Origin of the sequence: Sphingobacterium pedocola (assembly GCF_015209965.1) — a bacterium.
GTDB classification, from domain to species: domain Bacteria; phylum Bacteroidota; class Bacteroidia; order Sphingobacteriales; family Sphingobacteriaceae; genus Sphingobacterium; species Sphingobacterium pedocola.
In genome coordinates this window covers 706661-719118 of sequence record NZ_MU158690.1, presented here as the reverse complement: position 1 = coordinate 719118, position 12458 = coordinate 706661, and the positions used below count along the sequence as shown (strand labels likewise).

Here is a 12458-nt window from a genome sequence, read left to right as displayed (position 1 = left end):
CTTAATTTTTAATGTTAGGCTATATATAGCAATTATTCTTTAACAGAAGAAATTCCACAGTTACTTCGGTCGCCAGTTGTGGATAAAAATCAGTCTGGGTAAGGCAGCGAATCCTAAAAAAAACAGGTATTTCATCGTTTTATCACTTCGTTAAATCCTTACTGTACGTTCGTTCCAACCAATGCTTGGGCACCGGAATGATGCAGATGTTCATCGTGCGATTGTCTTCCGACAGCATAGCGGATTGGATCTGGATACGCGAACCATCCGGACTGAACGTCGGATGCGGATGGTCTGCTGCAGTAGTTTTATGTCCGGAAGACAGCAGTACCATTTCGTGGGTATGGCGATCAATGAGATAGATATCCCGCGCAAAGTCATCTCCAGCCAGCCAACGTCCGTCGCCTGAACCAGTAACGTGCCAAAAGCCACTTCCGCGATGGGTTTGTCCTGCTATACGCATCTCGCGTGTCCGTAGATTTACGACGGCAAACCCCGTAGGTTTTTCCCGTGTACCCGAAGATCCCCATCCCAACTCCTGTCCTGGATTAGCACCGCCCACTTCGGTACCTGAAGGCGTTTGAGAATCTTTTAGCCCGGAAACTGGACGATGTCCCATAACTGCAAAACCCACCTCGTCCGGTGTTAGGAATGCTTCATGGGTTACCCATTCGTATTCGGATTCAGGATAGAGCGGGCGCAATCCTGTACCATCTGCCATAACCGTCCAGGTACGCTGTGGCGATTTACCGCCGGTTTCCCAACAAAATACAATTTCTCCCGCCTTCCAGGGATTTGTCTGGATATGCCCGACCTGAAAGGGAACGGAGATCACGTGGATTACTTCACCGGTTCGGATGTTCATCTTCGCAATGCCTGATGGACCTGCCCCCATATTACGGGGACCAAAAGCGGCTTCAATTTTTGTATCCTTGGGAAGGTGTTTTGCCGCCGCATCTTTACCAACACGGAAAAACACCCATTCCTCACTCTCGCCGTCCAGCGCCATGTCGCCACCCGCACCGATTTCAGGAGATGTAATACCACAAATGCGTTGGTAGACAGATGCCTCGCGCAACTTACCCGCTTTACTATCTGTAAACAGTCTTGCGAGGTCCACTTCGACCACCTCCATTGACCCGTCGTGGTCTATCGTGCTTCGTATAGGTCTACGCATGAAATAGAGGTGCATGGAGTTACGCGCGATGTTCAACATACCGCTGTACCCCCCTTCTGTAACCTGTACCATTTCTCCGCTTTCCTCATGAACGGCAATTGCTTCCCCGGGCACACGATCCGATCGGAAAATCAGCCACTGCCCATCTGCTGTCCATTGGTTGTGGGTTTGGTATATTTTTGAATCCCCATTGGGTATGCTGGTTAAAAATACCAGGTCAATACCTGTTATCGGATCTTTGACGATCTTCCGTTCCGAAGGGAACCGTGTACCGATCTGTGCTGTGCCCAGCCAGGGGCATAAGATGACCAAGCCAAACACAGATACAATCAATCTCAAATAAATAGCTTCCATACCTTCATCAATATGTCTGTCCATCTACCCCGAAAATCGCTGCGTCAGTTTTCGGATCTGTTTCATAATACTGAATAGCACTGTCGTTCATCTTCGGATAGAACTTTTTGACCAGCGTGATCATCTCTGCTCCGGCCAACAGTGCCGGGCCGTAACCGTGTGCTGCATATGCATTTACGGGGCGGTGGTAGTAATAAGCCGCATCAAAGGCCATCCCCGTACCTACGCAAGTACCTTCTACCTGTCCCCGCCCATTGATTTTGGTCGCGACAGCATTCCAACCCAATTGGGCCACCGGTCCGTATGAGATTGGGTTAAGCCATCCTTTGTTGATACCTCGCGCAATACAATACACATAGATCGCCGTGGCTGATGTTTCGAGATACGAATCGTTTCTGTCTAACAATTGATGCCAGAATCCACTTCCCGACTGGTAGGCTGTAATACCTTTGACATGTTCTTTAAAAATGCGGACGATATCCGCTCTTTCAGGATGATCCTGCGGCAGCGCGTCTAGCACCTCAGTAAGCGTAAGCAAAGCCCATCCGTTGGCGCGTGCCCAGTGAAAAGCCGGATGGCTGTCCGAGCTTTCGATCCAACCATGTAGATACAATCCCTTTTCGGGCACGAACATACGTTGCGTAAACTGCTTTACCTGCTTTACAGCTTCATCAAAATAACGCTTCTCTCCCGTGTAAACGCCCATTTGCGCCAGTGCCGGAATACCCATATACATATCATCCAACCACAGGCTATTAGCCTGTGGGCGCATACGCGCAAACGTCCCGTCTGCCAGACGGTGTTCCTTGTTTTCAATAAAATCAATGTAATTATCAATTAGCTCCTTGTAATCCACACCGGATGCCTTACCCCCAAATTTAATCAATGCCGCACACATCGCTCCGGCATCATCCAGCGATCCAGGTAATATGACCTGGTTCATCTGCCGATCCACGACACGATGTTCTTTTCGCAAGCGCAGAAAATGTGGTGCGATTTCTGAAAGAAACGCAAAGCGTTTGGCGACGTATTCGCTGTATTTCGGATCTGCCGTAGCTGCCGCTGCTTCGAGCATGCCGGTATACGTTACTCCCCACTCGTAACTTGCCAGACGAAAATCACCCTTTTCCAATTGGGTATGTTTGTTTAACTGTGTGTAGTCTGTAATTTCTTTGCCCGATAAGGTATCCAGTACACGGGTAGGGGTAGCTTTGTCCAGATAGGTTAGTATCCGATCCAAATTTTGCTTGATTTCCGCTGTCGTCCATACTTTATATGGAATGGTATACTCCGGTTTTAACAAATGTAGCGGGGTATTGGAGTCGTTTACCTTCGTCTGTTGCGCGGTAGCATCTGCGCTTAAAATCATTCCTATTACCGAAATAATTCCTGCTAATACGTGTCTTTTTCTCATATTTTTTCTACTAAATAAAATAATCCATAGGCTTAAAAACAGAATAGATTGTCCCGATGGTCTTGCGATAAACCATAATAGACAGCCAACCAACCGCTGCAACAAAACAAGAATAAGCAGACACATTGAGCTATTAGGTTCTAACTGCGATACTTATCAAATATATTGTATTGTGCATGGTCTAGCAACCTGCGCCGTCCTGACATCAACAGTAGTATTGGGTATTAAGAATTGGGTATTAAGTAGAGATGTGAGATTGCGATACTTGGATAAAAGTAAAAACGCCCTACTTTGTCGCAGGGCGTTCCAATTTTGGCTAGCGCCTCTTTTTAATCGTAGGGCAGCTTTATACTTACCCTTTATTTCCTGATCCGTCGCAATACCCGGGTAAGCAGATAACTGACGAGCGTACCTACTACGGCCAGTATCACCGTTTGCAATACGTTGTTCCAAGGTATAAGTCCCATAATACTGCAACAGGTGCCTCCCAACATCGGGAACAAGCCGCCACCCTGACTATTCATTGCTTTCCTCCCCTCCGGCTTCTTCGATTTCTTCGCCAGCATCGATGTAACCAACGATCGCTTTATCGCTTTTACCGTTCTGGACTTCGCTTTCCTGCTCCCGGATTTCAGATTCCTGTTTTCCATTATCCAGCACGGACTCCAGTATCCCCAAGCCCACCGCGACATATTTGATAATATTCAATGCCTTTCCCGGTAATTTAATTGGCGCCAGCAGTATCACCTGTACCGCACGGCTTATTTTGTTTATAATGCTTTTCATTTTATAGTATTTAGTATTAAGTAGTGAGTATTGAGACCAGAATCGTTATTACGTCACTGCGAGAATTCACGAAGCAGTCTTCCACTAATTACTTTATAGATTGCCGCGTCGTATTCCTCGTTCTGACGACAAAGACACTTTTGACCCCTAATCACTAGTCTCTAGTTACCAGTTACGATTCACTAATCACCAATTCCTGATTCCGGCTACCTGATTTCTAGTCCCTAACTCCTCTAAGATTGCCACGTCGCAACGCTCCTCGCAAAGACGAGAATAATAGTTCTCCCCCCCTAGTCACTAGTCACTAACCCCTAATCACTGATCACCAATCACTGGTCACTAGTCACTAGTCACCAATCACCATCCAAGCCTCTCCCCGTGCAACAGTGTCTACCAGCAGGCTGTACAACCGCTTATAGACTTTGGCCGATTTTTCCAGCACATAATCTCCGTCATCATCCTTTTTATAGCGGTCACCGACCAGCAGACATCCCGAGGTATCGCCAATGTTGTTGCCAATATGTATATACACATACGAAAAGTTCGGGATGTCGCTTATCTCGATCATGCCGCGGTGCAGCGTCGGATACCGCTTCTTATAACGGGCATTCATACCACCATAGGTATTTAGCTTCAATCTATATCGACCGACCGGTATGGCCGTGCTGCCTTTGATCTTGACCTCACGGATCGAATCCTCCAGCCCATAGCAGATGAATCTGCCGTCGATATAGCATTCGGACAGGGTACTCTCCTTCCCCTGCCGAATACGTTTTACAACGATTGTCATTAGCGCACGATAATCGACACTGCTTCGCTCCAATCACCGGTTCCTTTACCATTTCGTGCACGTACCCGTACATAGCAGCGATCGCCTGGTGTCAATCCCGAAATATAGTTTGCACGGGAATTGGTCGTACGGTGCAGCTCCCCCCACTCCGGATCGCTATTCGCATCCAAAGAGGTAGCATATTGATATTCGTATTCCCAGGCAATCCGCAGCGATCCGAACATGAAGCGTAGCTCTCCACTGACACGTCCGTCTAGCAACCGCAAGTTTTTCGGAATGCCCGGATATGCCGTGGATTGTGGAGGTGGCACCAGCTCAAAGCCCGAGCTGGCCAATACCTGCCCATCACCTTTTGCCACCGTATTTACATAGAAGGACAGCTCCTTCATCGCCTGCAGCACCAATGCGCGGGCATTGTCCTTAGCCTTGATCTCGAGCTGACTGCCCCGCTTACTCGCGACTTCGTGTTTCTCCCGGTAGTCGTTGACGATCACCGTGTAATCATCCATTGCAGGCCGAGGTTCCGGAAAATTAAGATTATCGGTCATAAAGGCCAGCGTACGCCCGGCCAGTGTAGAAAGGGAATAATCATCCCATTTCTCGTAACTTTGATATATTGTTGCTTTACGCATAATTGTATTATTTGATGTTAACGGATTGTATTCTTTTATTTAAGGGTAGACCTATTGGATCCATCCCTGTTTGGATTATTTCGTCGGATGGTTCCGCCCGGATCTGATTTGCTTTGGTTTCAACCATTTTTCTTTCCTCCCTATTGATGATGATCCAAAAATGTGGAAGACCATAGGGAGAAAAGATTTTTCAAACAACACCGTACAACAAACAACAACTTTAGGGAAATTACCGTACAACACCTTACAAGCAACAGGTCGGATATGCATGGAAAAATGGCTTGAAGCATACCTCTCGCGCGAAATGAAGTACGCCTTACGCCAAATGAGGTACGTCATATCCCACGAAGTGTACGTCATATTCCACGAAGCATACGTCTCGTGCGAGATGACGCATACCTTACACGAAATGACGTGCGTCAAAAAGTAGCAGGTGTACGTCTAAACGCACAGGGCATACACTTCGTTCAATATGACGTATGCCTTAAACGAAATGAGGTATGTCTAAAAGCAGGAAGCATATGTCCAAATCCACCATCTGTGCATCATATACCACGAAGCATATACTTCGCGCGAGATGATGTACACCTAAAGCGAAATGGCATCCATCTAAATGCAGGAAGCATACGTCTAAATCCACGATCTGTACATCATACGCCACGAAGCATACACTTCATGCGAAATGACGTACATCTTAAACAAAATGACGTACGTCTAAAAGCAGGAAGTATATATCTAAATCCACGATCTGTACGTCATATGCCACGGAGCATACACTTCGCTTGAGATGATGTACACCTAAAGCGAAACGACGTACGTCTAAAAGCAGGAGGTGTATCTCATATGCCATGAAGCATATATCTTAAATGAAATGACGTACCCCATAAATGAAATGAGGTACGTCTAAATACAGGAAGCGTATGCCTAAATCTGCGAAGGGTACATCCCCTAACTCCTAGTCACTAACCCCTAATTACACTTTTCCCTTCGGCGCACTGTACCAAACACGCGCAGCATCCACTTCGGCCTTGATCAGACGTACTGACCGGCCTTTCCTTATTATCGTTAGCTCGCCCTTGTTGCACATGTCCTCGATTTTCCATCGACTTACCTTAAGAATTGCTTCCGCTTCCTTAACGGTCACGAGTTCATCCTCGGTATAAGTAGTTGCGTCCCACACATTACATTCGTCAGGTACGGCTATAGATGCCGATGCAGGCACGTCTTCCTTTTGTGAAAGATGCGATTCTAATAGATTATAAATAAGATTTAATGTTTTAAGGCAATTGGTAAGCGTCCGTAAGATTGCCATCATCAATTTAATCATGGTTCCATAGTTTGGACCACTTCATGTACAAGTACAGCTACATGCTTTTCGATAATATTGATTCGGATAGCACGACCATTTCCGACACAGATAGGAAAAGCAAGTCTACCACAATGCGGTAAAGTTTATAATTAATTTATTCTTCCTAAGATACCATTAATTATAAATTTTTCCATAACATGATGAGGGCGAATCCATCGAAAATATAGATTATAGCAGTATTCGAGTGACCATTATAGCTTTTGCTGTACAAGCCAAGCTACATAGGCATGGAGATAGGCACCAAGACAATAGGGTAAGTTTAACAGGAGGTAAGGCTTTTTTCCCGGTGTTGTCGTTTTTTCCAGCTTCAATTCGCCTGCATACATACGAATGGCAAAAGGGTGGCCCACCGCTTCGACGTATAGGTGCAAAGATGTCACAAAATAAGGGTTGTTTTTCCTAAATCCTGTTAAAAAATCAACCCTAATTAATCAATCTGATTCGAAATCTCTTGTAGTGAGAACTAATTTTGCTTATCCCACATCCTTCCATAACACCATAACCGTAAACACCTTGGTATCATCGATGACGTCGATCCTATTCTCTTCACCATAGATCTTCAGCAGGCTTTTGATGAGGGGCAAGCCAAGCTGGGTACTTTCTTCGCTGGTGGCACGGCCCTCCTTTCGGAAATTGGTTAGGCACATATAAAGCCTTCCATCCGGCAGCAGATCCAACGTGAGGTGTATGGGTCTTTTCGGGTCGTCTACGATACCGTATAGGCAGCAATTTTCGATCAGCGTCATCAGGAGCATGGCCGGTACTTTGATGTTGTAAACCGCTTCCTTGGCACAACGGATAACAAGGCGCAACTTTTTACTGCGCTGAAGGCGATATATTTTACACAGATTCTCCAACTGCTCCAATTCAGCACCTAATGGGTGGGTCTGCTGGTCATGAATGTCGTTGTAATATCGGAATATCTGCATCAGCGGCTCCGCAATCTTCGCAGCCCGATTCGGCTTCTTAATCGCCAGGATTTGAAATGCAGATAAGGTATTCTTCAGAAAATGCGGAAAGAAGTGTGAACGGAGCACCTCTGCCTCTAATGCGAGCAACCTATCCCAATCGATCTTGGCACGGTCGATCAGATAACTCATCCAGCCCAGAAAAGCAGGCAACGCCAGCAAGGAAATAACTTCATTCAGATTCGAGATTTCCCAATCTCCTTCATGCTCCCAGGTAGCTGCCCCCAGCCAAACGCTCACGTATAATAAGCCAAAAATAACGATTACAATAGTGACCACATACAGAATCGGAAGGTGTAGAAAAGGCTTTCTATAACTATAGGAGATGGGGGCGATGAGGTAACGCGATAACGCAAACAGGCCTATATTAATGGCGAGCATGGCTATGAAGTCATTCCACCCTGAAAAAGCTGCTGCGCATAAACCTAGTACGATCCAAGCGGTTACAAATATGGCTCCGCACCACAGGATTATTTGCGTCGTTTTATAATTTGATTTCCGAAAAGGCATACATGATTATTAAGGCGACTTTTCACTGGCTATGAATTTTTCGATGTAGGAACGGCGACTTCTGTTCACATCGACTTTTACTCCATTTTTGAGTTTCACAGCGCTTAACGAAATATCCTTGACATAATCCTTATGGTACATCACCGAGGATGTTACAAACAAAAAGATATTCAAACGTTCGTAGTCTCGATAGAAAGCCTTTAGCGATGTACGCATACTTCCCAGTAAATAATAATGTCCGGTAGGATCCAGCCCATAAAAATCGATCTCATTTCCTTCCCGCTTCTCCTCTCTGACTTTACGCTTTACCCTCACGATATCTTCCAGTGCCACTCTGGTCAATTCCCTCACCGGATGCCCGGCATGCTCTTTGTCGTCATCCTTCTCTTCTTCGATTCGTTTGTCGTGGGGTCGTCTTACCAAGATCGAAATGGGATCCTTCGGCCGCCAGGTTTCCCGTTTTTGTAAATCCCGTACCAACTCAAGGATATCCTCTTGGAACAAGGGCTTCTTGAAAAAAGCATCCGGGTAGATATCGTGCGCTTCATCAGCATATTTTTTCCGGTAATCCGAGCATAGGATGATAAAGCGGACATAAGGGCGTAACTTACTTACCCCCTCGGTACCCAACATACCGTCTAGTTCGACATCCAAAAATACAAAGTCAACTTTTACTGGACGGTTCTTCAATGCTTTTATTGCGGTTTCGACAGAGGTATAACACTTCTTCTCCACATGGAACAGTTTTGTCCCCATAATCACCCTTCTCATCTGCTCCTGAACAAGCGGGAGGTCTTCTATAATAATTGCTGAAAACGTAGACATTCTGGTTTCTTGTTTTACTAGGTTGTACCGCGAATTTACAAAAATCCTCATAAATGTGTCGGTTTTCACCAACATTATAGCCGATCAATACTGTAAAAGCCATATTTACGGTATTACAAACAACTAAACACATGAACATAAAAAACAAATCGCTACGCTACGCTGCCCTCATTGGCTGTGCATTTTGCCTATTTCAGGCTCTTCCATTTTTAACGACGGAGTCTCAGCCACAGACCGTCGAAGTATCCGATGCCTTACTTCAATTGCATCCTGATGTTTTCAAGACCAAGATTCTTTTTTCCAGAGATGAGCCGACGGCCGTTGCCCCGGCCGTACAAGAAATTATGGAGCAGGAGTAAGGCGCAATGGTGAGCTGGTACCGCCGACTGTTGTCGAAGTGTTGGGAGCTACACATTCTCATCAGCGTATTGTACAATCTTGCTCATTTGTCGAGCAGTACATTCGCTGTCGCGTGGGGTGTAGCCCCTTGCTTCAACAGGGTATGGGAGCCTATCAGGACTACATCGTTTGTACCTCGCTACGCCGAGTGGGCTGGTATCCATGGTGGATACAGTTTTTATAGTCCTTCGGTAGCGAGTACGTACCGCAGCCACTTCTATATTGCCGACCCTAATGGTGAACTGCATTATTACAGTCATCCGTTATTGCGCAGCCGTAGTGCGAAGATCCGCTATCGCAGCTTTATGGACCATCAGAAGGTCTGGATAGGCGCAAAAGAGCATAACAGTGAAGTGGACACGGCCTTTGCCTACGCGGTACAACGGTCATTAACGATGCAACTGGCCAAACGCTATCCCGGCAGCCCGGTAGTACACCGGATCATGGTGCAACATATACCGTCACTGCGGGAGCATACCGAGCAGATGGAACTGAAAAAGCAAGTGATTAACCTTAAGACATACCGATATCAATACGACACCCTACACACCCATTTGGAGCCGCCTGTTACCACAGGGGATGGGATTGATCCTGGGCTGGGAGATGATCCAACTTTGGTCCGATTTACCAATACTGTATGGACAGGATGGGATTATCGACAACCGTTTGCTCCAGTTGCACCAATCGGATACAGGTTGGAACATCTATATGGCGGTAGATTATCTTCGATGGATCGCGCTAGCCTATCTCTTATGCTGTGCAGCGATGACAGTACTGTATCACAGCCGTTTAGCCAGTTTTCTCTTATTGATACTACATCATGGGTTGTGGATCAATGATCCCAACTGGTCTTATGGCGTAGACTACCTCGCACAGACTGGGCTGCTGATCTGTTGTCTTTCCCCAAAATATCCGCATACCTTAAAACTCTTACGCTGGCAGCTCACGGTGGTGTATCTGTTTGGTGGATTAGGGAAAGCCATTGGCGCGAGCTGGTACGATGGGGAGGCACTTTGGCGGGCCGTACAACAACCCTTTCCGGGCGCCCTGTTTCCAATTCCGACCAAGTGGGGAAGTTATAAGGAGATCTGGATAGTAAGCGGTTGGTTTGTTATCCTGCTTGAGTTGTGCTATCCCTTGATCTGGCGAGCCGGTTGGTACCGCCGTACTTTTTTAGCAGGCATTATCGGATTACATGTCAGCATAGCCTTAACCATGGGATTGTACCATTTTGCGAGCCTCATGATCTGGTATAACCTATGCGGCTGGTACTTCCCCGACAAGAATACGATCATTTCCAATTATTCACCCCTTGAAGGCGAGGCGAGGTATCTCGCAAGTACGATTCCTTCCCTCCCACCTTCAATACAAGGAAAGGAGGCTAAAGTCTCTGTAGAGACTATGTAAACATCGCCGATCAGTTTGATGGCGAATAGAGCAAAAACCAAACACTAAACAAAAAATAACGATTTATGAGCAAATATTACAGCAAAACAAAGGCGTTTAACCTGCTTTTGAACTACTGGTCAAAACATCGGCCGATAAGTGAGGAACACGCACGATGGCTAAAAGAAAACTGCACCGCGCATATTGTTAAAAGTGAACAGATACTCTATGCGGAAGGAGATCGCCAGAAGAAAATCTATTTTGTTTCGGAGGGAATCCTGGCACGGCGGAAGCTTACTCCCAAAAAAAAGAAACAGCAACTCTTGGCTATAGCCCCGCCAACCTACGGTCTATTTACCACTAAACACACGCATAGCCTAACGCCGGCGGAAGGCGATATCGTGGCCTTACGTTCCGGTCTCATTGTGTCCATTCCATATACCAGCTTAGCACTTGAAGGCTTCAAACACCTTGGACTGGATGAATTTTCCAGACAGCTGGTCAATAAGAAGAAAGCTTTGCTGGACAAATTGCGCCCCTTAGCATTTGAGCGGGATGCTATGGCGCGCTACCTGCGGTTTGCCCGTGATTTGCCAGAACTCTGTTCTATACTATGGCAACAGGAACAGGCCGATTTAATCGATGTATCTATCAGCACTGTACAACGAGGTTTTAGCCGTTTGTAAAAAATCACCCCAAATCTCTTTCTCTAGGAGCATGATCTCGGGCAGATTTTATTACTCAACTTTGAAAAGTGAGACATCCATATAAACAATATAGCGAATTAGCTAAAAAATACGGTTGAGCGTATCGGGATGGTAGCCACTATTCCGGTGGTAGAGTTTCGACAAGGTAGCAAAAGGCAGTGAGACCGGCTACTGCTATCCGCCGATACGCTGGGTTGGTCACGGATGTCGAGACACAGGAACGCGGGTACGGCGATATAGTGCAAATAAAGCCAAGGGGCAGGCTGCGTCGGGGACGCAGCCCAGTCCGGGGCTAGATAGGAAAAAAATGTAGTAAAGAAAAATGAACGAAGTATGAACCGCTATCAGACAGTGCTATTAAAAAGCAAGGCTTTTCTCGTAAAGATAGAGAGGCTTGCACAGTCCATATGGACAAAGCTGCACGGGCGGTACATATCGAGTTGTGGCGTGCAGGAACGTATGGTATGGGTACTGCTATGCACGCACGCCTATCTTGCGCCCTGCGCTCCGCAGAGAATTGCGAATAGAATCAAGTATCCGCGTAAGTACGCATTATTCACGGTCAGCTTGATTCTTTGGCTTCCAGGAAGCTGATTAATCACCGCCCCGGATCCCTCCGACGTATACCACCGAGGCAAAACGAGGTATGCAGATACAATAAAAAATAATCTATAAACTTTAAACATCATTATTATGATTACATTAAAAAGCAAGGGGCTATTTGCCTCACTAGCATTATCAGTTTTATTTATGGTCGGATCAGCAGCTACAGCTCATGCAAACGAAACCGACAAGGAAAAAGAAAAAAAGAACCAGCCTAAGGTGGAAGCTAAAACGCTTGCCCCGCAGTGGTATGTTTTCAACGGAAATCCCAACGATCCTAGTCAGCTCGAAGATCCTAGTTTTTATGCGCCTTACACGCCGACTATGACCAATCCCGAGCCAGCTTGTGAAGATGGCACCAATCTTTGTGCTGTTAAAGCGGAACCTAACTCAAGCAATACTTCCATCCCAGATGAAACAAATCTTTTGGATATCTTGGAACGTAATCAGGGAAGTAGCCCCGATCGGTCAGAAATCAAGCACCAGCCTTAGTTTAGGCTGTAGCTTGCATTAAAACAAAAGTCCCTGCGCATCAAAC

At 46.2% G+C, this 12458-nt stretch carries 15 protein-coding genes; 5 read left to right on the top strand and 10 right to left on the bottom strand.

Translation table 11 applies throughout. The features are described from left to right. Window positions 1-142: 142 nt before the first annotated feature. The 10 genes from C4F40_RS13190 to C4F40_RS13145 all read right to left on the bottom strand — a co-directional run bounded on the left by C4F40_RS13190 (window position 143) and on the right by C4F40_RS13145 (window position 8825). The gene (locus tag C4F40_RS13190; RefSeq protein WP_196939849.1) at window positions 143-1555 is read right to left on the bottom strand and encodes a TolB-like translocation protein; all 1413 of its coding nucleotides are present in this window, start codon (window positions 1553-1555) and stop codon (window positions 143-145) included. Then, window positions 1539-2945: a glycoside hydrolase family 88/105 protein gene (locus tag C4F40_RS13185; protein WP_196939848.1), complete on the bottom strand. Its 1407-nt coding sequence runs from the start codon at window positions 2943-2945 to the stop codon at window positions 1539-1541. The genes C4F40_RS13190 and C4F40_RS13185 overlap by 17 nt, the downstream gene beginning before the upstream one ends. 359 nt (window positions 2946-3304) lie before the next feature. Continuing rightward, window positions 3305-3469 carry a hypothetical protein gene (locus C4F40_RS13180; RefSeq protein WP_196939847.1) on the bottom strand — a complete coding sequence of 55 codons (165 nt, stop codon included), beginning with the start codon at window positions 3467-3469 and terminating at the stop codon, window positions 3305-3307. After that, window positions 3462-3731, bottom strand: coding sequence for a hypothetical protein (locus tag C4F40_RS13175; protein WP_196939846.1), 270 nt, complete (start codon window positions 3729-3731; stop codon window positions 3462-3464). Before C4F40_RS13175 ends, C4F40_RS13180 begins: the two co-directional genes overlap by 8 nt. Before the next feature lie 346 nt (window positions 3732-4077). Continuing rightward, a complete protein-coding gene (locus C4F40_RS13170) occupies window positions 4078-4521 on the bottom strand; it encodes a DUF5675 family protein (protein ID WP_196939845.1) in 444 nt (147 codons plus the stop codon). Then, window positions 4521-5153, bottom strand: a complete 633-nt coding sequence (locus C4F40_RS13165; RefSeq protein WP_196939844.1) for a fibronectin type III domain-containing protein — start codon at window positions 5151-5153, stop codon at window positions 4521-4523. Before C4F40_RS13165 ends, C4F40_RS13170 begins: the two co-directional genes overlap by 1 nt. Before the next feature lie 973 nt (window positions 5154-6126). After that, window positions 6127-6468: a helix-turn-helix domain-containing protein gene (locus C4F40_RS13160; RefSeq protein WP_196939843.1), complete on the bottom strand. Its 342-nt coding sequence runs from the start codon at window positions 6466-6468 to the stop codon at window positions 6127-6129. Window positions 6469-6713: 245 nt separating this feature from the next. Continuing rightward, window positions 6714-6902, bottom strand: a complete 189-nt coding sequence (locus tag C4F40_RS13155) for a hypothetical protein (RefSeq protein WP_196939842.1) — start codon at window positions 6900-6902, stop codon at window positions 6714-6716. A gap of 93 nt (window positions 6903-6995) precedes the next feature. After that, complete coding sequence (locus C4F40_RS13150) at window positions 6996-8000, bottom strand: histidine kinase (protein WP_196939841.1); 1005 nt, start codon at window positions 7998-8000, stop codon at window positions 6996-6998. Window positions 8001-8009: 9 nt separating this feature from the next. Next, window positions 8010-8825 (bottom strand): response regulator, encoded by an 816-nt coding sequence (locus tag C4F40_RS13145; RefSeq protein ID WP_196939840.1) that lies wholly within the window; start codon window positions 8823-8825, stop codon window positions 8010-8012. A gap of 131 nt (window positions 8826-8956) precedes the next feature. On the opposite strand from C4F40_RS13145, the gene C4F40_RS13140 reads away from it, so the two are divergent. The 5 genes from C4F40_RS13140 to C4F40_RS13120 all read left to right on the top strand — a co-directional run bounded on the left by C4F40_RS13140 (window position 8957) and on the right by C4F40_RS13120 (window position 12412). Next, the gene (locus C4F40_RS13140) at window positions 8957-9184 is read left to right on the top strand and encodes a hypothetical protein (RefSeq protein WP_136819262.1); all 228 of its coding nucleotides are present in this window, start codon (window positions 8957-8959) and stop codon (window positions 9182-9184) included. A 6-nt stretch (window positions 9185-9190) separates the two neighbouring features. Continuing rightward, on the top strand, window positions 9191-10063 hold the full coding sequence (locus C4F40_RS13135; protein ID WP_196939839.1) for a hypothetical protein: 873 nt from the start codon (window positions 9191-9193) through the stop codon (window positions 10061-10063). Next, window positions 10032-10631: a hypothetical protein gene (locus tag C4F40_RS13130; RefSeq protein ID WP_231390059.1), complete on the top strand. Its 600-nt coding sequence runs from the start codon at window positions 10032-10034 to the stop codon at window positions 10629-10631. Before C4F40_RS13135 ends, C4F40_RS13130 begins: the two co-directional genes overlap by 32 nt. 65 nt (window positions 10632-10696) lie before the next feature. After that, a complete protein-coding gene (locus C4F40_RS13125) occupies window positions 10697-11296 on the top strand; it encodes a Crp/Fnr family transcriptional regulator (protein WP_196939837.1) in 600 nt (199 codons plus the stop codon). Between the two features lie 714 nt (window positions 11297-12010). Then, a complete protein-coding gene (locus tag C4F40_RS13120) occupies window positions 12011-12412 on the top strand; it encodes a hypothetical protein (RefSeq protein ID WP_196939836.1) in 402 nt (133 codons plus the stop codon). The last annotated feature ends 46 nt before the right edge of the window (window positions 12413-12458 follow it).

Excerpts from the sequence above, each read along its gene's own strand:
- C4F40_RS13165 (WP_196939844.1), bottom strand. The coding sequence starts at position 5,153 with ATGCGTAAAGCAACAATATATCAAAGTTACGAGAAATGGGATGATTAT.
- C4F40_RS13120 (WP_196939836.1), top strand. The coding sequence starts at position 12,011 with ATGATTACATTAAAAAGCAAGGGGCTATTTGCCTCACTAGCATTATCA.
- C4F40_RS13145 (WP_196939840.1), bottom strand. The coding sequence starts at position 8,825 with ATGTCTACGTTTTCAGCAATTATTATAGAAGACCTCCCGCTTGTTCAG.
- C4F40_RS13135 (WP_196939839.1), top strand. The coding sequence starts at position 9,191 with ATGGTGAGCTGGTACCGCCGACTGTTGTCGAAGTGTTGGGAGCTACAC.
- C4F40_RS13175 (WP_196939846.1), bottom strand. The coding sequence starts at position 3,731 with ATGAAAAGCATTATAAACAAAATAAGCCGTGCGGTACAGGTGATACTG.
- C4F40_RS13140 (WP_136819262.1), top strand. The coding sequence starts at position 8,957 with ATGAACATAAAAAACAAATCGCTACGCTACGCTGCCCTCATTGGCTGT.
- C4F40_RS13170 (WP_196939845.1), bottom strand. The coding sequence starts at position 4,521 with ATGACAATCGTTGTAAAACGTATTCGGCAGGGGAAGGAGAGTACCCTG.
- C4F40_RS13125 (WP_196939837.1), top strand. The coding sequence starts at position 10,697 with ATGAGCAAATATTACAGCAAAACAAAGGCGTTTAACCTGCTTTTGAAC.
- C4F40_RS13160 (WP_196939843.1), bottom strand. The coding sequence starts at position 6,468 with ATGATGGCAATCTTACGGACGCTTACCAATTGCCTTAAAACATTAAAT.
- C4F40_RS13180 (WP_196939847.1), bottom strand. The coding sequence starts at position 3,469 with ATGAATAGTCAGGGTGGCGGCTTGTTCCCGATGTTGGGAGGCACCTGT.
- C4F40_RS13190 (WP_196939849.1), bottom strand. The coding sequence starts at position 1,555 with ATGGACAGACATATTGATGAAGGTATGGAAGCTATTTATTTGAGATTG.
- C4F40_RS13185 (WP_196939848.1), bottom strand. The coding sequence starts at position 2,945 with ATGAGAAAAAGACACGTATTAGCAGGAATTATTTCGGTAATAGGAATG.
- C4F40_RS13150 (WP_196939841.1), bottom strand. The coding sequence starts at position 8,000 with ATGCCTTTTCGGAAATCAAATTATAAAACGACGCAAATAATCCTGTGG.